The sequence below is a fragment of the Luteibacter rhizovicinus genome (genome assembly GCF_004342265.1).
GTDB lineage: Bacteria > Pseudomonadota > Gammaproteobacteria > Xanthomonadales > Rhodanobacteraceae > Luteibacter > Luteibacter rhizovicinus_B.
Map to the genome: position 1 here is coordinate 117,599 of NZ_SMCS01000002.1, position 19,209 is coordinate 136,807.

14 protein-coding genes are annotated in these 19,209 nt (G+C 59.8%); 3 read left to right on the forward strand and 11 right to left on the reverse strand.

Annotated features, from left to right (window positions below; all coding sequences use genetic code 11):
- The first annotated feature begins 2 nt into the window (after positions 1-2).
- A complete protein-coding gene (locus EC912_RS04705; RefSeq protein ID WP_132141998.1) occupies positions 3-1,961 on the forward strand; it encodes a DUF7024 domain-containing protein in 1,959 nt (652 codons plus the stop codon).
- 135 nt (positions 1,962-2,096) lie between these two features.
- Here the strand turns inward: EC912_RS04705 and EC912_RS04710 are convergent, their stop codons facing one another.
- The 7 genes from EC912_RS04710 to EC912_RS04740 all read right to left on the reverse strand — a co-directional run bounded on the left by EC912_RS04710 (position 2,097) and on the right by EC912_RS04740 (position 9,736).
- A complete protein-coding gene (locus tag EC912_RS04710; protein WP_132142785.1) occupies positions 2,097-3,263 on the reverse strand; it encodes a nucleotide sugar dehydrogenase in 1,167 nt (388 codons plus the stop codon).
- Between the two features lie 171 nt (positions 3,264-3,434).
- Complete coding sequence (locus EC912_RS04715) at positions 3,435-4,760, reverse strand: hypothetical protein (RefSeq protein WP_132141999.1); 1,326 nt, start codon at positions 4,758-4,760, stop codon at positions 3,435-3,437.
- Positions 4,761-4,792: 32 nt separating this feature from the next.
- Positions 4,793-6,847 carry a hypothetical protein gene (locus EC912_RS04720; RefSeq protein ID WP_132142000.1) on the reverse strand — a complete coding sequence of 685 codons (2,055 nt, stop codon included), beginning with the start codon at positions 6,845-6,847 and terminating at the stop codon, positions 4,793-4,795.
- 16 nt (positions 6,848-6,863) lie between these two features.
- Entirely contained in the window at positions 6,864-7,463 is a 600-nt protein-coding gene (locus tag EC912_RS04725; RefSeq protein ID WP_132142001.1) for a hypothetical protein, read from the reverse strand.
- Positions 7,460-7,858, reverse strand: a complete 399-nt coding sequence (locus EC912_RS04730) for a GtrA family protein (protein ID WP_132142002.1) — start codon at positions 7,856-7,858, stop codon at positions 7,460-7,462. Before EC912_RS04730 ends, EC912_RS04725 begins: the two co-directional genes overlap by 4 nt.
- Positions 7,842-8,789: a glycosyltransferase gene (locus EC912_RS04735; protein ID WP_132142003.1), complete on the reverse strand. Its 948-nt coding sequence runs from the start codon at positions 8,787-8,789 to the stop codon at positions 7,842-7,844. Before EC912_RS04735 ends, EC912_RS04730 begins: the two co-directional genes overlap by 17 nt.
- The gene (locus EC912_RS04740) at positions 8,786-9,736 is read right to left on the reverse strand and encodes a UDP-glucuronic acid decarboxylase family protein (RefSeq protein WP_132142004.1); all 951 of its coding nucleotides are present in this window, start codon (positions 9,734-9,736) and stop codon (positions 8,786-8,788) included. The genes EC912_RS04735 and EC912_RS04740 overlap by 4 nt, the downstream gene beginning before the upstream one ends.
- A gap of 260 nt (positions 9,737-9,996) precedes the next feature.
- On the opposite strand from EC912_RS04740, the gene EC912_RS04745 reads away from it, so the two are divergent.
- A complete protein-coding gene (locus EC912_RS04745) occupies positions 9,997-10,881 on the forward strand; it encodes a class I SAM-dependent methyltransferase (RefSeq protein WP_165973510.1) in 885 nt (294 codons plus the stop codon).
- Between the two features lie 80 nt (positions 10,882-10,961).
- Positions 10,962-12,374 (forward strand): mannose-1-phosphate guanylyltransferase/mannose-6-phosphate isomerase, encoded by a 1,413-nt coding sequence (locus EC912_RS04750; protein ID WP_132142006.1) that lies wholly within the window; start codon positions 10,962-10,964, stop codon positions 12,372-12,374.
- Between the two features lie 49 nt (positions 12,375-12,423).
- Here EC912_RS04750 and EC912_RS04755 read toward each other — a convergent pair whose 3' ends face one another.
- From EC912_RS04755 to EC912_RS04770, 4 genes are all read right to left on the reverse strand, one after another.
- Positions 12,424-13,776: a phosphomannomutase gene (locus EC912_RS04755; RefSeq protein ID WP_132142007.1), complete on the reverse strand. Its 1,353-nt coding sequence runs from the start codon at positions 13,774-13,776 to the stop codon at positions 12,424-12,426.
- Positions 13,777-13,796: 20 nt separating this feature from the next.
- Positions 13,797-14,714 carry an NAD-dependent epimerase/dehydratase family protein gene (locus tag EC912_RS04760; protein ID WP_132142008.1) on the reverse strand — a complete coding sequence of 306 codons (918 nt, stop codon included), beginning with the start codon at positions 14,712-14,714 and terminating at the stop codon, positions 13,797-13,799.
- Positions 14,698-15,732, reverse strand: a complete 1,035-nt coding sequence (gmd, locus tag EC912_RS04765; RefSeq protein WP_132142009.1) for a GDP-mannose 4,6-dehydratase — start codon at positions 15,730-15,732, stop codon at positions 14,698-14,700. Before gmd ends, EC912_RS04760 begins: the two co-directional genes overlap by 17 nt.
- A 99-nt stretch (positions 15,733-15,831) precedes the next feature.
- Positions 15,832-19,203 (reverse strand): glycosyltransferase family 4 protein, encoded by a 3,372-nt coding sequence (locus EC912_RS04770; RefSeq protein ID WP_132142010.1) that lies wholly within the window; start codon positions 19,201-19,203, stop codon positions 15,832-15,834.
- Positions 19,204-19,209 lie beyond the last annotated feature (6 nt).

Genomic DNA, 19,209 nt, shown 5'->3' on the forward strand with positions numbered 1-19,209 from the left:
TCATGGGTAACGGAGGAGGCAACATCGGCCCTCACTTGGTGCGCGGCGGGCGTTCGCTCACGGTATCGGCCACGCTCGCGCTCGGTGCATGCATTTTCGCTTGGGCATTCCCGTATGGGTACAGCGCCAGTCCGGATCTAGCACATCATTACGGCCTCATCCGCTGGTTGATGGAGCATTGGGGCGTCTCCGAGGGCGCTGCATCGATCCTTGGCGAAATGAGCATCTATCCGAGATATGCGCACATATTGGCCGCCGTCCTGGGCACCGCCGCACATTCGCCATTCCTAGGGATGCAGCTCGTCGCCACGGCATCGCTCGTTGTCTGCTGGATAGCACTCGCTTCCATGTCGCAACTCCTGCCTGGCCGTGCATCGTGGATGTTCGTCTGCACCTTCGTCGTCCTTATTGCGTTGAACCGGGAAACCATCAGTCTGGATCTCGTTGGGCACGAAATCGTGGTCAACTATTTCTTCTCGCAACTAGCTGGGCAAGCCTGCTTTCTGGCCATCGTCGCGTTCTGCGCACGTGCAGAGACCAACAAGGGATCCGGCATCGTCTTGCCGTTTGTGGTGATCGCACTGGCCGTGCTCATGGCAGGCATCCACCTCGTGCCAGCAATCGAAGGGCTGGGATATGGATTAGTCCTGCTTTCCGCGCACGCATTGTCGGATAAGCGGACCTGGCTGCTACGGTCTGCCGTGCTGGTTGGCGCTGTCGGCGTCGGGGTGGCGGCGATGTACTTGCACCCGGCATTCGCTGCGTCGCGCTCGATCAGTGAGAACAACGGCTTCCTGCCGCTTTCTGCGGTCACGACGCTTCCACGACTGATGCTACTCGCCGCGACTACCGGCCTCGCATCGCTGGCCCTCATTTGGATTTCGCTGCCCTGGCATCGTTTCCATCTGCCGCGAGTGGCAGCCGTGGCCCGCCACATTGGGTCTGCGGGAGCCGCAATCGCGTTCCTATGCATGCTGCAGGCGGTCGCCGCAGCCATGCATCTGGGTTCGGAATACGCGGTGCGAAAATACGCTTTTGGGCTCTCGACGATTCTCCTGATGGAGATCGCGCTGCTCGTGACCGTATTCTGCTCGAAACGCTTTGCGCAAGATTCAACGCGCGCGCCTTTCGCCTGGTCGCAGCCAGCGATGGTTCTCGCCGCCTTATGGATCTTTTCGTTCTCCGACAGTCGTCCCGACGTGGACGCGCCGTCGTTCCTGGCCCTGGAAAATGCCGCCACGGTGGCTAAGGAAACTGGAGCCGTTAACGGCGAGCACCCGGCCTACGCCCGCGGCCTCGTCCTTGGCGACATGAGTAATGTCGCCAACTACCTCGTATCACAAGCCATCTTCGGCGCACCACGCGATGGGAATGTCTTCGCACCACTGTACGATCGCGAGTTTCCGGCGCCCGAAACCGTAGGCGCCATATTCAGTTCGACGAACGATCCTAGCTTTTGGTCGGATGAGGGCTGCGTGCGAACCCGGCTCGACGGCGGCTTTGTCGTGAGCAACGGACAGTGCATCCGCGCCAGGTTTTCCGATGCGTGCCGGGAGACATTCATCTTCTCCTTCAAGGGATTCCTTTCAACGAGCATGATGACGGGCTTCAGCAATGCCGAGGAGGGCGGGCGCTGGACGGAAGGGAATCGCTCAACGATCACGTGTCGCAAGGCGGAAGGCAACCCTGACTGGACGCAGCTCAAGCTCGACGTTCAACCGTTCAGCCCGAACGGTCACGTGCAAGCTGTCGAGATTTCCATCAACGGCGTTTCCGCAGGAAAATATTCGCTCACCGATGCCGCGACGTTGACAGTACCTCTCCCCGAGGCAGCTCGCAACGATCATCATGCGCTCACCGTATCACTTTCGCTTCCCAATGCACTCTCACCGAAGGAAGCTGGTCTAAGCTCCGATGGTCGCAAGCTTGGGCTCATGTTGAAGAGGGCCACCCTGCAATGAAAGCTTCGACGTCGCGATGCCTTGGTGGGTTAGATCAACGCATGCCATCTCCCCGCGCTCCGTCTCACTAGCGCCGCGCGGGGCGAAGAAAGGCCGGGAGCATGCTCCCGGCCTTTTTTACCGCCGCATTGCGAATCAGTTGTCGCCGAACAAGTCTCTCGTGTAGACCTTGTCAGCCACGTCAGCAAGCGAATCTGACATACGGTTGCTGATGATGACATCCGCCTCCCGCTTGAACCGGGCCAGGTCGTTCACGACCTCCGAATGGAAAAACTTCTCCGACTCGAGCACTGGTTCGTAGACGATGACCTCAACACCCTTCGCCTTGATGCGCTTCATGATCCCCTGGATGCTGGACGAACGGAAGTTGTCCGAACCGCTCTTCATGATCAGGCGATAGATCCCAACGACCTTCGGCTTGCGGCGCAGAATATCGTCGGCGATGAAGTCCTTGCGCGTCGTATTCGACTCGACAATGGCCTTGATCAGCGTCTGCGGAACGCTCTGGTAGTTAGCAAGCAGCTGCTTGGTGTCCTTGGGCAGGCAATAGCCGCCGTAGCCAAAGGAAGGGTTGTTGTAGCCACCACCGATACGCGGGTCCAGCGAAATACCTTCGATGATGTGCCGGCTATCGAGCCCGTGCGTTACCGCATAGGTATCCAGCTCATTGAAGTAGGATACGCGCATCGCAAGGTAGGTATTGGCGAACAGCTTGATAGCCTCGGCCTCGGTTGAGTCCGTAAACAACACGGGCACGTTGTCTTTTTCGGCACACTTCTCAAGCAGGCCAGCGAAAATCTTCGCCGCCGGCGAATGGTCGCCGACGATGATGCGCGATGGGTAGAGATTATCGTGCAGCGCCTTGCCTTCCCTGAGGAACTCGGGCGAGAAGATGATGTTATCCACGCCGAACTGCTCGCGAAGCTTCTTTGTGTAACCCACCGGAATGGTCGACTTTATGACCATGGTCGCCCGGGGATTGATATCGAGCACCTGCCGAACCACGGCTTCGATCGAGCCCGTGTTGAAGTAATTGGTGTCCGGGTCGTAGTCAGTCGGCGTGGCGATGACGACGAACGACGCGCCCTCATAGGCATCTTTCGGATCGAGTGTCGCGCGGAAATTCAACTTTCCGCTCGAAAGTGCAGCCTCGAGCTCTGCGTCAACGATCGGCGAGCGCATCTGGTTCAGCATGCTGACCTTGCTCTCTACAATGTCCAGTGCGACCACTTCGTTGGCCCTGGAAAGCAGGACACCGTTTGACAAGCCTACGTAGCCAGTTCCAACGACGGCAATTTTCATAGTCATGCTCATTCCAACTGATAGTGTGAGGCGGCTCTTTCTTAGGCACGACGGCTATCTGGACCGTCGCCAGGCCTCGTTCGTTCCCGCCACTCGGAGGTCAACTGACGGAAGATACAACGGCAACGGTGGATAAGCATCAGTTATCCACAGCCACGTCACATCCTGAGGTTATGCGTGTTCTGCATGAGTTTCGGGAGCCGATCTCCGGATTCCAAGCAACCTGCACCGCGCTATCCGGACAACCGGTGCCGCCAGGCGAAGAGCCAGGTAGGAAATCACCACGAGTTGCCACAACACATACGGCCAACGGATGTTGTTCGTTATCTTCCACGCCGAGCCCGTCACGAATGGTCGCCAGAGTGCGCTGAACTCCGGGGCGTACCAGCAAAGATGTTCTTGCGCATAGTTGTTTACCCAGCAGGCATCCATCTCGTTCTGTCCAAACAAGTAGCCGTCCAGCGAAACCCACGCCGAGAGCAAAAGAACCAGCAACGTCAAAGCAAAGCGTATGGGCTCAACCCGCGTCGCTCGCAGGTCCACGGCAAGCAGGAGGGATGCCGGCGCTGAAAGGAAGAGAAAGAAGCGGGGTCCCCAGAATGCGCCACCGTACCAGGCCCACCACTTTGCATAGGTCACGACAGGCAAGGCAAGCGCAACAAAAGCGACCAAGGTAGCCTTTCGGTCCAAACCGACGGCCCTCCGAACGTCGGCGGAAAAGCAGAGTAGTAGGGCCGGCATGTAGAACACCAGTCCCTTACCGAACGAGAGAGTGATAGACATCAGGCCCAGTAACAACGGATAGCTGAAACCCGGTTTGCCGGAATACGGCAGGACTGTAACGGCGCCGTGTTCGTCGGCAGAAAAATATCCCTGTCCGAGCCCGGCATGTTTGAACCACATCTCGAGCAAGACAAGGGCGACCGCAATGCCGACCGCGACAAGGGGTACCATCCTCTTGTATACGAGAAACAAGACGACCGTGAACCCGACAAGCGAAGGGAGCAGCGCAGGCGTATTCACGCATCCCAGGGCGAACAACACCGCGGATATCATGGGCCGCCGCTCCACTAGCAACGCGGCCTGGAACACGCACAGAGACGTCAACACCTCGCCATAATAGTTCTGCAGGTGGTGGGGAAACATCGAAGCAGACAACATCAGCAGCCACCAGGCGCGGCCGACACCCGGTGTGTACCGGGCGGCCAGTTCGCGGTAGATGAAGATGGCGAATACCGCGAATACGACGAGGTTGAACCACGCGACGAATCCGGCAAGGTCCGCCTCGACCTGGCTCCCAAGCCATGCAAGGGGCATGGACAGAACCGGCTGCACGAAGGAAAACTTCGAGAACCCCCCATCGCCGCCCAGGAATGTCTGGACGGTCTGGAATCGCACTGCTCCGTCGCCGTCGACGGTTGGATACAGGGTAAAAATCATCACGATGAAGCCGGCGCTAATGAGCGCCCACTCCCACCTCTTGATCAGAGTCTTCATATCGCTTCCTTTCAGGCGTTTCTTGCCCCGCGTCAGGGTACTAGCTCATTCAGCTCCGCCGAGGCAGGAGCCACGCCACGGTCGTGCAACCACAAGCGCCCTTCAAGAACCGCGCTTACGACCAAATGCCCATGCTCACCCGCAGTCGCCGGCACGATGAAGGTCACTCTGCGAGTCTCTGCCGGCATGATGTCCGAGTCGCCGCCGATGTCCACGCGCGGGATCCACCCGTCAGGATCAATCGGGGTTTGGTCACCAACCTTCTGCCAAGAAAGACGCAACGGATTAGGCGCGGACCAAGCGGCCAACGCGTGAAGCGAACCATTTGCGATCGCCACGGTGACGCGGTATGAGTCACCCACTCGCTGCAGCGACTCGATCCGCAGAGATATCCCGGAGATCTCGTTCACGGGAACTTCGCTCAGAACGCCTTCCGAACAGGACGTCTGGCCGACAATGACTATCGGCTCCGCCGCGCCATTGGGAAAGGGCTTCTTGAGTCGCTGAGCGAAGAACGCCTTCGCTGAATCGAGCCGATCCGACGCCTGCCGACAGGGACCTTTGTCTCCGCGTGGATCGTAGCCAGGCGGGATGTTTCCCGAGTAGCCGTTCAGCGTCGGCAATCCCTTGTCCTGTGCCAGAATCACGCCGTCAAGCTCAGAATCGTAGGACGCGACGTCCGTCCTCAGAGGATTGAAAACGATGGCACGAGCGGGCATGGGCGAAGGAAGCTCGCTGGCAAGATGCGAAATGCGCCCTCGGGCTTGTTCGATATCCAGTTTGATCGTAGTGGTGGCGCCGGATTCGCCGATCATGATGACCACGAGCGCCGCACCAAGGATTTTCCAGTTAGTCCTCACGGAGCTCATGGCATCTACGCCGATCGCCACCAACAATGCGACCGGCAGCGTCATCACCACCACGATTCGTGAGACCGCCCGAACCGATGTGATGCCGGGAAGCCTCGCGATAACCATGTATAGCGAATGGCCACCCACACTCAACGTAAGCACCGCAAGCAGCAGGACGGAAACGAGTGCCACCCACCGCATGCGAAGCGTCGAGTGGATCAGTGCAACGACTACCAGTCCCAGGATGCCAATGCCGAAAAACATCTGCTGCTCGGGCCGCATCGGTACCGAGGTCACGAAACGGCGGCTCAAATCGCCCCAAATTGTCGACGCATCGGCCAATAGGTAGCTCTGCGGCCGCGGAAGCATCGTCACGATCTCTTCGGGAGCTCGCTGGAATGCGTAGACCTTTGAATAGTGAAGGTACGGATGCATCAGCCAGATCAGGGCAAGTGCCGCCATGACGATCATCGTCACGGCCCGAATCAGTTGTCGCCGCGTCACTGGCTCCTTCCACTGGCGCCACTGCCCAAACCAATACTGTGGCCCGTAACCCTCGACCATCCACTGAGCCACGGCCCACACGCCGATAAGCAACAACATGAAGTAGCCAAGATAGATGGCGATGTAAAACTGCGCGACTGTGGCGAACGCCAGCCAGCCGAGCCACCGCCACTCACCCGTCTCGCGAAAACGCTGCCACAACAGCAGGCCCGCAGGGATCAGGCAACGAAACGTCAGCTGCGCATGCCCATGGGTCGCTATGACGGGCAACGGGAAGGTGAAGGCGAACGCACCCAGTGCGCTCGCCAAAGGCGAGAACCGCAACTTGCGAAGCACAACGTGGCAGACGATGAAGTTGGCCAGGTATCCCGACAGATACCAGAGGTCGAAGGCGGCGTAACGATCCCATCCCAGCGAGCGAATCACCGAATAGAGCCAAGCGGTACCCAAATGATTGTCGGAGAACGTCAGGGTGCCCGGCATTGGGTAAAAGAACGACGGGCTCATGAGACTGCGATCGCTACCAGTTACCCAGCGATAGAAATGCTCAAGCACGACGCTATTGAAACGCGCATCGCCAAGGTCGCCGGGCACGCAGGCCAGGTGGCAGGTCTGCGCGAGCGGCACAAACCAGAAGCCGACGAGAAGCACCACCAGCGGCGTGGCCCAACGCCAAGCCCAGCCGCTCTCCATATGGCCATGAGCAGAATGAGGATGAGAGATAGGGTGCATCGCGATTCCTTCGCCGTCAGTGGCAGCGATAGTCCGTCGCCATCACGCTGTTGCGGAATGGGTCGGTCAGCGCATCGGTGTATTGACCCATCAGCAGGCGATGGGTCGGCAACAGGTTCTTTCGGTAGAAACGGCTGAACGTCGCGAGGCGCACGCCCCACGGCGTCAGCTTCACGCAGCCGTCCTGGATCACGATGGTGCCCGACTGAAGCTGCTCCGTAAGGCGCACCTCAACCAAGTGGTGTTCACGAACATATTCTTCGGTAAACACCTGCCGGAACGCATCCTCGCGGATGCCGCCGCCACGCTGCTCGAGCTTCTCGAGGATGTAGAACGAGAGCGAACGATCGATCACCGTCGGTACCGAAATGGCGAATGCATAGCCACCAAGCAGCCAGATGAGGACGAGCTGCGCGACTTCCAGGCCGGTGAATTCTCGAAACCAGCCGCATGTGGCAAACGCGCCGATAACCAGCACCGCCGCAATCACAGCGTCGAGGATCGTGGCGTAAAACACCACGTTGACGCGGAAATTCCGCATATGGATGTAATAGATCACCAACAGGGCGACGACGAAGACAATCGACGCAAGCAGCGCGCGCAAGTATTTGTTCATTTGAATACCAAAAGTTTGTTCGCTACGAAGCTGAAGGCCATTTGCATGCAGGTTGCCAGAAGGAACCCAATGCGATAGTCGAAACCAAGGCGGTCAGCCCAAACGTACATGACCGTTGCATGTAATAAGGCAATGACGGCGTACACGCCAAGGAAAAGCGACCCCTGCTTTACGACGCTGCCTTCCTGCCCCTTGAAGACGAAATATCGACTACCAAGAAACGAGACCGTAATGCCGAAGCACGCCGCGATGGCATTGGCTTCGCCCGCCAATGGCACGTGCAAAACCTCCATGCAAAAGCGCAGGACGCAGAAGTGGACCGCCGTCGCAACGAGTCCATTGATGATGTAACGGACGACTTGCCCACCCAGCGCCGTCTTAGCGCTCGCGGGCATGAAGCACCTCATCGACGAACTCGCGATAACTTCCCTTGCTGAGCACTCCGCCACCGCGCATCATGCCGGACAGCATGAGGATGATCAGGGTGAGCGCAGCCGTCTGGAGGAACACGAGCAACAGGATGCCAAAGGCCAGCGAGAACCAGCCGGGCGTGGCGAATCCCAGGGTCTTCAACAGCAGGGCGGTGATACCACCCACCACCGACATGCCCGCGACCAGCGTGCAGGCGATTCCCACGCGCACGAGGACGTCCTCCGCGAACACCATGAGCGCACGAAACCCATGCAACGCCAGGCCGACGAAGTTCATCTTGCTCTTTCCGGCGTAGCGAGGGCCACGATCAAGGGCGCAGCTTTGCACGCGCAGCTTGGAACCCAGGACGCATGCAGCAACATGGATCCACAACTCTTGCATCGATGCCAGACGGCGCACCGCGGGCATCTTCGCCGCCATGAAATTGCCAAAGCTGATGTTGCGCCCGCTGAGAAGCGAGAAGAGCGTCTTGTAGACCACGTAGAACGTTTTGAATTTGACGGACTCGACGCGGCTCTTGCGTGCACCCACGACCACGTCGACATCCGGCGAAGAGAGGCCGGCCACGAGCTCAGTGATGCTCTCCGGCGTATCCTCGCCGTCGGAATCCATCACGACCACGGTGACGTCGTCGCCGAAGTTATCGGCGACATAGCTGAGGCCGATCGCAATGGCGCGCTGGTGTCCGACGTTGCGGCGCAGCCGGACGACTACGCCATCCAGGCCCGCAGCGACGATCGCCGCCACATCCACCGGTTGACGCACCGAACCGTCATCGACGGCGACAATGTAAGTGTCCGGGCCCTGTGTTCGTGCCAGTTCCAGAAACAACCGTGAAGACGCTTCGACGTCCTCGTAGACCGGCATCACGACGACCTTCTGCGCCGAGCTCATGCCTGCAGACGGTGTCTGAAATACGCGATGGTTTCCTTCAGGCCATCTTCGAGACCGACCTTGGGCTCCCAGTCGAACGTCGCCTTCGCTAGGCTGATGTCCGGCTGGCGCTGCTTCGGGTCGTCCGACGGCAGCGGCCGATAGACGATGGTCGAGGTGCCACCGACGAGACGGACCACTGTCTCGGCCAGCTCGAGCATGGTGAATTCGCCCGGGTTGCCGATGTTCACCGGACCGGTGAAATCCGCTGGGGACTCCATGAGCCTCAGCATGCCTTCGATGAGGTCGTCGACGTAGCAGAAGCTGCGGGTCTGCGTGCCATCGCCATAAATGGTGATTGGCTCGCCCTTGAGCGCCTGTACGATGAAGTTACTGACAACGCGCCCATCGTTGGGGTGCATGCGGGGACCGTACGTATTGAAGATACGCATGACCTTGACTTCGAGGTTATGCTGGCGCCAATAGTCGAAGAACAAGGTCTCGGCGCAGCGCTTGCCCTCGTCGTAGCAGCTGCGGATACCGATCGGGTTTACGCGGCCCCAGTAACCTTCCACCTGCGGGTGGATCTCCGGGTCGCCATAGACTTCGCTGGTGCTGGCCTGCAGGATGCGGGCGCCAACGCGCTTGGCCAGGCCGAGCATATTGATCGCGCCGTGCACGCTCGTCTTGGTGGTTTGCACGGGATCATGCTGATAATGCACCGGCGAGGCCGGGCATGCCAGATTGAAGATGCGGTCCACTTCCACGTAGAGCGGGAAGGTGACGTCGTGGCGCATAAGCTCGAAGCGCGGATGGGCCAGAAGCCCATCAACATTGGCCTTGCTACCGGTGTAGAAATTATCCACACACAGGACATCGTGTCCGGCCTCAATGAGACGATCGCACAGATGGGACCCAAGGAAGCCGGCTCCGCCAGTCACCAGAACGCGTTGTTGATTCTCAGACATTTCCATTCCTCGGGATCCACGGGAGCCGTGGTTGCCGCAGAGCGCCTGCCCCTTTGCCAACCCGCCCCCAAATTCTTTCGATTGTATGCGAACTTCAGGCCACCGACCGAACTGGCAAGGAGTCCTCTTTCCAGGCCTTGGTATTCAATGACTTGTGGCTGCATTGCGGCGCCCGGATAATACACGACCCCCAAGGCTCTGCGCCCCAAATGTGCCAGTGTCGATTAGACTCAGGAATCCTATCCAGCCGGAAGATTCGGATGTCGTCTGCTGTTAAGAACCGTTTTTCGGGAATCGTCCAACCACTCCCGCTGCCACCCGGGGAAAACGAGACTTCACTTCGGACCTGGCTTGAGGGCCTCTCACTCGATAGAGCTCCCGAGGCCGAACTGACCAACTACCTGAATGAAGATTTCAGACGATTTGTCTACACCCTAGGAATGGTCCCCGAACGGACAGGGCGCCTGCTGGAAATCGGCGCCAATCCTTACTTCACCACCGTGCTGCTCAAGCGCTTCCGCCAGTATGACGTCCACTGCAGCAATTATTTCGGTGTTGACGGCGGCGGCGGGCGCCAGACGGTTGTTCACGTCCCGTCCGGCGAAGAGTTCCCCATCGATTATCTGAATAACAACGTGGATGTCGAGGATATCCCGTTTCCTGGCCCGTTTGACGTCATCCTGTTCTGTGAAGTCATCGAGCACCTCGTATCCGACCCGCTGAACGCGCTGCGCCGCATCAAGGAAAGGCTGACACCGGGCGGAACGCTGATACTCACTACGCCCAACGTCAACCGGCTCGAGAATATCGTCAAGATGGTGGCCGGGGCGAACATCTACGACCCCATTTCGGGCTACGGTGTGTACGGACGCCACAATCGCGAATACAACAAGCACGAACTGTTCCTCATGCTCGACCACCTGGGTTTCGATCTCGAGACGATGTTCTCGTCGGATGTCCACGAAAACCTCTCGGACAACTATTACCCTACCGAGCGGCTCGCCGAGCACATTCTGTCCACGCCGAACCGCGTCCACGATCTCGGCCAGTACATCTTCCTCCGCGCCCGCAACAATCGCCCTGCCAAGTCGGGCAAGCCCCGCTGGCTGTACCGGAGCTACCCCGAAAGCGAGCTCTGCGACTGAACGGCGGTTCGGGATCGCCCGGCCAGACGGGCGGGCTCCCGCTATAATTGGCCGGTTAACGTACTCTTGGAGCGGAACCCATGATTGTCCCAGTCATTCTCAGTGGCGGTAGCGGAACCCGTCTCTGGCCCCTCTCACGGAAGAACCGCCCCAAGCAATTTTTGGCCCTGGTAGGCGATACGACCCTGTTCCAGCAGACCGTCGAGCGTACGCGCAAGCTGGGCGACAGCGGTACGCCGATCGTCGTCTGTAGTGAGGATCACCGCTTCACCGTCGCCGAGCAGCTTCAGGAACTCGGCGTCGTCGGGTCGTCGATCCTGCTCGAGCCAGCAGCTCGCAATACGGCTCCCGCCATCGCCCTCGCCGCGATGCAGGCTCGCCAGAATGATGCCGAGGCCGTTCTGCTCGTCCTACCTGCTGATCACCTCATCGGCGATGAGACCAGCTTCGTGGATGCCGTGAAGCGCGCCGCACCGTTGGCCACTGACGACTGGCTGGTGACGTTCGGCATCCGCCCCGAGGCTCCGGAAACCGGCTTTGGCTATATCAAGCGCGCCGAAGCCGTCTCTGACAGCGGCTTCAAGGTCGCCCAGTTCGTCGAGAAGCCTAATGCGGAGACCGCCGCGAAGTACGTCCAGAGTGGCGACTTCGATTGGAACTCCGGGATGTTCCTGTTCAAGGCCTCACGCTACCTGGAAGAGCTCGAGAAGCACTCACCGGCGATTTATGCCGCCGCCGCCAAGGTATTCGCCACCGCACAGCCGGACCTCGATTTCGTCCGCTTCGACAAGGCAAGCATGATCGAGGTGCCAGACGACTCCATCGACTACGCTGTGATGGAGAAAACGGATCGAGCCGCCGTGGTTCCCGTGAGCTGCCGCTGGAGCGATATAGGCTCGTGGTCGGCCTTATGGGAGGCCGCTGACAAGAACGCCGAGGGCAACGCTGCCCACGGCGACGTCATTGCGCTTGACACTCGCAACACGCTGGTTCGCACCCATGAACGACACATGGTTGCGACCATCGGCCTCGATGACGTCGTGATCGTCACCACACCGGATGCCACCCTCGTCGCCGCACGTGACAAGGTTCAGCACGTCAAAAAGATCGTCGATCAGCTCAGCAGCGCGGGCCGTAGCGAGCATCTGGCCCATCGCCAGGTCTATCGTCCCTGGGGCAGCTACGACTCGATCGACATGGGCGAACGTTTTCAGGTCAAGCGTATTGTCGTCAAGCCGGGGTCCGTTCTCAGCCTGCAGATGCATCACCATCGTGCGGAACACTGGATTGTCGTATCGGGCACCGCCGAGGTGACCTGCGGCGAGAAAGTGTTCCTTCTCGCTGAAAATCAGAGCACCTACATTCCGCTCGGCGTAACGCATCGCCTGCGCAATGTAGGCAAGGTGCCGCTCGAGCTGATCGAAGTACAGTCGGGCAGCTATCTGGGGGAAGACGACATCGTTCGCTTCGAGGATGTTTACGGGCGAGCGTAATTCCGAGCTGTCCTGATGAAAAGCGGACCACTTCAGTGGCCCGCTTTTTTTATGCCGGCGTTCCGCCGATGAGGTCTCGCAACTCCGCCGTCCTTACTTCCATCACACTGGCATCGCCACGTGACTCGATATTCAGCCGCAGCAGCGGCTCGGTATTCGACGAACGCAGGTTGAAGCGCCACGTCCCGAACGACATGCTGACGCCGTCGATAGTCTCAATACTCTCGGCCGACGGCTTGAAGTACTCGACAATACGAGCCACTGTGGCTGCGGCATCGTCAACGCGGAAGTTGATCTCGCCACTGCATGGATAGGCCGCCATTCGCTCTACCAACATATCGGTCAGCGAGGTGCTCGTCTTGCCGATGCGCTCGGCAACGAGCAGCCACGGAATCATGCCCGAGTCACAATAGGCGAAGTCGCGGAAGTAATGGTGCGCACTCATCTCGCCGCCGTATACGGCGTCCTCGGAACGCATGCGCTCCTTGATGAAGGCGTGACCGGTCTTGCTCTCCACCGCGACGCCACCGGCAGCGGCAACCATGTCGACTGTATTCCAGGTCAGGCGCGGATCATGGATGATTTTCGAACCCGGATGCTTCTCCAGCAACTGGGCGGCGAGCAGACCGACGATGTAATAACCCTCGATGAAGCCACCCTGCGCATCGAAAAGGAAGCAACGATCGAAGTCGCCGTCCCAGGCGATGCCGAGATCGGCACCCGACGCGATCACGGCCTGCGCGGTGGCATCGCGATTTTCCGGGAGAAGCGGGTTCGGAATGCCGTTGGGAAACGTGCCGTCCGGCTCGTGGTTCACGCGGACGAAGGTAAAGGGCAGGTGCGGTTCGAGCAGGTCGACGATGGCACCGGCACCGCCGTTGCCCGCGTTGACCACGATTTTAAGGGGGAGAAGCGCGGCGACGTCGATGTATCCCAGCAGGTGCGAGATATAGGCAGACTTGTCGTGATCAGCATGGATGGCGCCTCTCGCCGCACGCGCCTCGCCGAACGCATTCTCTTCGACCATACGCTCGATGTCGCGAAGACCGGTGTCGCCGCTGATTGGGCGCGCACCTTCACGGACCAGCTTCATGCCGTTGTAATCGAAGGGGTTATGGCTAGCGGTGACCATAATGCCGCCGGCAACGACACGGTGCGCCGTCTGGAAATAGACTTCTTCCGTGCCGCACAGACCGATGTCGATCACGTTACGGCCTTCGTCGGCAAGGCCGCGCGCCACTTCGGCCGCGAAGGTGGGGCTATCCAGACGGATGTCATAACCGACGACCACTTCACCCTCACCCACCGTACGGGCGAAGGCTCGACCGATGCGATAGGCAATGTCGGCGTTGAGTTCATCCGGGACGCGACCGCGGATGTCATAAGCCTTGAAGCACTTCATGCAAGTTCCTGGAGGCGCGCTCAGCGCGCCGGCAAAGGATTGGCGAACATCCACTCGAGCGTCGTGCGCAGTGGAATGATGTCGAGTGGCCCGATCAGCGAACGCAAGCGGCGATTGTCGCCAGTCAGGCGAGCCACTTCGTTACCACGAACGAAGACAGGATTCACGCGGACCTCGATCTCATAACCGGCGATTTGCTGCATCATGCCAATGACCTCCATCAGCGAGACCGACGTACCCGAGCACAGGTTGACCGTCTGGCCTGCCGCACTTGCAGACAGCAAACGGACATAAGCATCGGCGACGAAGCGCACGTCCTGGAAGTCGCGCGCGACATCGATATTGCCCAGCTCGATCACGCGCTCACCGCGCTGGAAATGCGAGACGATCTTGGGAAGCAGGAAGTTCTCCGCCTGCCCCACGCCCGTGTAGTTGAACGGCCTGGCAAGAACGACCGGCAACCGATCGGACCAGAGTTTCGCCATGTACTCCATGGCGAGCTTGCTGACCGCATAGTCGTTCGCCGGGGACGCCTCGACGGATTCGCTCAGCAGCTCCACATCGCTGTTGCCGTAGACGTTTGCACTGCTGGCCAACAGGACGGCACGAGGGGTCTTCGGCAGAGCCGCGAGTGCCTCCATCAGGTGACGCGTCCCAACGACATTCGTACGGTACATCTCGTCCGCATCGCCGTGAGCCACGAATGCAATGGCGGCCAGGTGGATGACGGCATCCGGACGCGCGTCGCCCACCGCGCGAGCGACCGCCGCGCGATCCAGCAGATCGACCGACGGCGCATCGAGATCCTCAGGCCGTTCAGCCAGTCCGAGAACGTCGCATCCGGCCGCGCGAAGCGCCGCGACCACGTAACGACCCGTGAAGCCCTTATGACCGGTAACCAGCACCCGGCCGGGCGTGCCCTCAGAACGAGGCGTCACGTTCGTTCCGACGCAGATCGGCTTCCACCATCATCTTGCAGAGGTTCTCGAGCGTAGTTTCCGGCTTCCAGCCCAGCTTTTCGAATGCCTTGGCCGGATCGCCGATGAGGAGCTCGACTTCCGCCGGGCGGTAGAACTTTGGATTAATCCTGACCAGGACCTTGCCGGTCTTGCGGCAAGTGCCAGTTTCGTTTTCTTCGCTACCCTTCCAGTCGATATCGATGTCGACCGCAGCGAAGGCGAGCGTGACGAAATCGCGCACGGTTTCCGTGCGGTTGGTAGCGAGCACGAAAGTGTCCGGCTCGTCCGCCTGCAGCATGCGCCACATGCCTTCGACGTACTCCTTGGCAAAACCCCAGTCGCGCTTCGCGTCCAGATTGCCGAGCTCGAGAACGTCCAGCTTGCCGAGCTTGATCTTGGCGACCGAGTCCGTGATCTTCCGGGTAACGAACTCGCGGCCACGCAACGGCGACTCGTGATTGAACAGGATGCCGCTGGAACCGAAGATGCCGTACGACTCGCGATAGTTCACCGTGATCCAGTGCGCGTAGAGCTTTGCCACGCCATACGGGCTACGCGGATAGAACGGCGTGTCTTCCTTCTGCGGCACGGCCTGCACCTTGCCGAACATTTCCGAGGTCGACGCCTGGTAGAAGCGAATCTTCGGATTGACGATGCGAATGGCTTCGAGCATGTGCAGCGCGCCCACGCCTGTGATTGCCGCCGTGGTCGCCGGCTGGTCGAACGAGACGCCGACGAAGCTCTGCGCCGCCAGGTTGTATACCTCCGTCGCGCCGGTGGTCTGGAGCAGACGGATCGCCGACCCGCCATCGGTCAGGTCGAATTCGACCAGCTCCAGGTTCGGGTGATTCTGGATGCCCAGCTCTTCGATACGCCAGAAGTTAACCGAGCTTGTGCGCCGATAGGTCCCGTATACGCGGTAGCCCTTTTCCAGGAGCAACTCCGCCAGGTAGGCGCCGTCCTGGCCCGAAATTCCGGTGATCAATGCTGTCTTCATCTGTTTCCGTCGCTGTAAATAATTGATTTAGCTGGGCCACCCATTTTCCATGACCGACCCAGGTGACTCAAGCCCGAAAGCTGCTTTTCGCGCGCAAGCCTAGGCAACAGGCTCTATTTCCACGGTGTGGAACAGCACTTTCGCGTCAGCATCGACCATGATCCGGACTTGCATGCCCCGGATGTCTTCGTCGAGTACGAGGTCGTGCGTACCGATAACGCCTGTGCCCGGGATGAGCGGGTCGGAGCCCAGGCGCCACCGGCCCTCCTGGGCGACGACGTCTATCCATGCACGGCCATGCCCGCTCGCGAATTCGCCATCCACACGAATGGAATAGCGTCCTGCGGCGAGTTCAAAGGCGGGCGTACCGAAAAGCAATCCCGGCATGCATGTCGTGGCGCGGCACTCTCTTGCAAGGCGCCCGGTGGTCGATTCGGCTCGATAGTCGCTTGCGAGGAATCGACGATTCCCTTCGGACGCCCAGCTATCCTGCCAGCCGTCATCGGCGACCACATCGATCAACTGCGCGGCGCTCTGCTCCCATGTTAGCCAAGGCATGTCGCGCGACGCCGGCGCCTGCCCCTGTGCGTGCAATCCAAGCCAAAGCTCAAGCGCGTTGGCCATTGGCACAGCCTCGAGACCACTGAAATAGAAGGCGTGCTCCCCGGCAACCTCACGGAATACCGGGAGGTCACGCGCGATGATCGGCAGGCCGTACTGCGCCGCCTCGATCAGGGGAAGGCCAAAACCCTCGCCCTCCGAAGCCGCCAGCAATGCCGAAGCGGCGTGATACATCGCGACGAGCTCATTGTCGCCCGCCTTCTCCATCCAGAATAGACGCTTCCCAAGCTGGGGATGATGTCGAAGCACAGACACCAACTTTTCGACATGCCAGCCTGCCTTGCCGACGAGGACCAGGTTGACCTTAACGCCACGACTCCACAATTCCTCGACCGCAGCCAGAGCCTGGGCATGCCCCTTGCGCGGCTCCACGGTACCGACCATCAGTAGCGTTGGCTGAGAGTCGAGACCCGACGGAAGCGCTGACGGGTCAGCTGGGGCGGTCACACCCTTGGCAAGATCCGCACCAAGGTGGAACCAACCGAGACGCAGCGGTGTCACGCGCGGCGGCGCAGCCTGCGGAAGCCATCGTTTGAACTCATTGGCCACTGTGCGTGAAATCGCGACGATACCGTCGGCGACCTCCGCGATCGCTTCGTACCAGGCTCGGAACGTCGGCAATCCCGGCGGATCGAAACAATCCGGCCGGAATAGCGGGAGCATGTCGTACACGACGAAGGTCACGCGAACACCGAGGCTCCTCATCCGCACGAACGTGCTCTTGTGAGCGGGCACCAGGTGCGCGGCCAGATCCAGGCCCAGGAAAATGTCACCTTGACGGAAATCGACAGGGCTGTCGCCGGGCAACGTCGCGCCGTGATGAAAACGTCTTCCAACGTAAGAGCGCGCATAACGGAAGACGTCGCCTGCATGAATATAGACCGGCTCGACGCGAAAGCCTTCCGGCACTGCGCCGAGCAATTCGGCGACGATGTGCCGGACGACGCGCTGAATACCCGTCCCCGCATCGGTAAGCACAAGCTGGGAAATATCGACATACAACGCCCTCTGCCTGAAACGCGCAGGAGCGTTCTCAGCCATCGCGGCCGCGATGCGGGAGAGATCGTCAGTAGCCAGACCCGAGACGCCTGGGATCGACACCAGCTCATCAATATGAGATGCCAAACCCCGCCCCTTAGCCAGGTCCGACGGATCCGCGATATGCCACCGTGGCGAGCCTAAGCTCAACGCAGCCATGGGTAAGCCCGCAAATCCATCGATTCTTTCGCGACGATCCAGAGCCGCGTAGCCCCCCCATCCATACAGCATTGCCGTCAACAGCATGGGGTCCTGATGATTCAGCTCTTTCGCAACCAGGTCACAGACGTCGTCTCGCAATAACAACGCGGCACGACATTCCCTCGCAGCGATGAGGAGAGATGCAGTTGACTCAACATTGAGGACGTCGATGTACACCTCATCGAACATCGAACCGATGAACGAGTGAATCGAATGCTTCTTCCACGCCAGCGGCAGGCGCGCATGTGCGAAAGCATGATCGCTGAGATCACCGAAAACGTCGACATGACCTGATAGTTTTGCCAATGCATCGAGTGAGGCACCGCTCGTCAGCAGCGCAATCCTCCGCGATCCATCCACCGAGAGCGCGGACGGTTCGGCCAGCCTCTTCCGATCCTCGGCGAAACGCTGTTCGATGGCCTCCCATGCGAGACGGGCAGAATTGTCCCAGGAGAACCGTTTTGCCTGCGCAATGCCATGCTCACGAATGCGCTGCCGAAAGCCCTCGTCGGCAAGGCCGCGGTGAAGCGCCATCGATATCGAGACCACATCATAGGGATCGAAAAGAGCTTCGTCGCAGTTGATGACCTCGGGCAGGCTTGTCGTATTCGAACCCACCACCACCGCTCCGCACGACATAGCCTCCAGAGCGGGAAGCCCGAATCCTTCATGGGTCGATGGGAACGCGTAAAGCGCGCTCGCGTTGTAGAAGCGAACCAGTTCCTCGTCGCTGACAAATCCGGTGAATACGAGTTCATCCGGCGACAAGCCGTGATCGTTACGCGCATCTTTTAGCGCCTCATGCTCAGGCTCGCCGATCCCTCCAACGAAAACCAGCTGATGCTGCTCTCGTAAGGTAATCGGAAGGCTCGCATACGCCTCAATCAGCCGTACAAGGTTTTTTCGCGGATCGTACCCACCGGCGTACATCACGAAAGGCCTGACGATTCCGTATTTACGCCCGACCGCGGCGGCGTTCACCTTCCCGGAAAGCGGCCGGAACGCAGTATCAACGGCCGCGGAAATGTTTACGACCGTACCGGGCTTTACACCAAGAAGGCTCGATGCCTCCTGTGTCGTGAACTCGGAAATGCCAAGCAAAAGATCGCAACGACGCAGGTGGTCGAGCTTGCGCATGTACCAGGTCGCGACGTTCGGATTCGCCAGATACACATCTGGAACGACGAGCGGGATCAGATCGAAAACGATTGCGACTTGCAAGGCCGAGGAACCCGGCCGCACTGAGGTGACCACGGAATCACCGTAGCCATCCACCATGCTCATCGTAAGAACGACGTCAGCGCAGAAGTCCTCGATAAACTGCTCTCGAACACACTCGGCGACAATACCGCGTAGATGGTTCGCGGGATCGATTGCCGCCGTGGGAACGACGCTCTGCCAGCAGACCACGCGATCAGGGGCAACGAAGCCTCGGAGGGTGTCCCGCAAATATGCCGCGGATGCTGTCATCGCGCCGTTCAGGAGGAACCATACCTCGTGTTGTCTGTCTGCGAGTGCCATCGCCTGCGCAAGGGCGAGACAGTACCGTCCCACGCCCCGGATACGCCCACCGGGTGACTGGCATGCCTGCAGGTCGATCAGTACGCGCATATATCC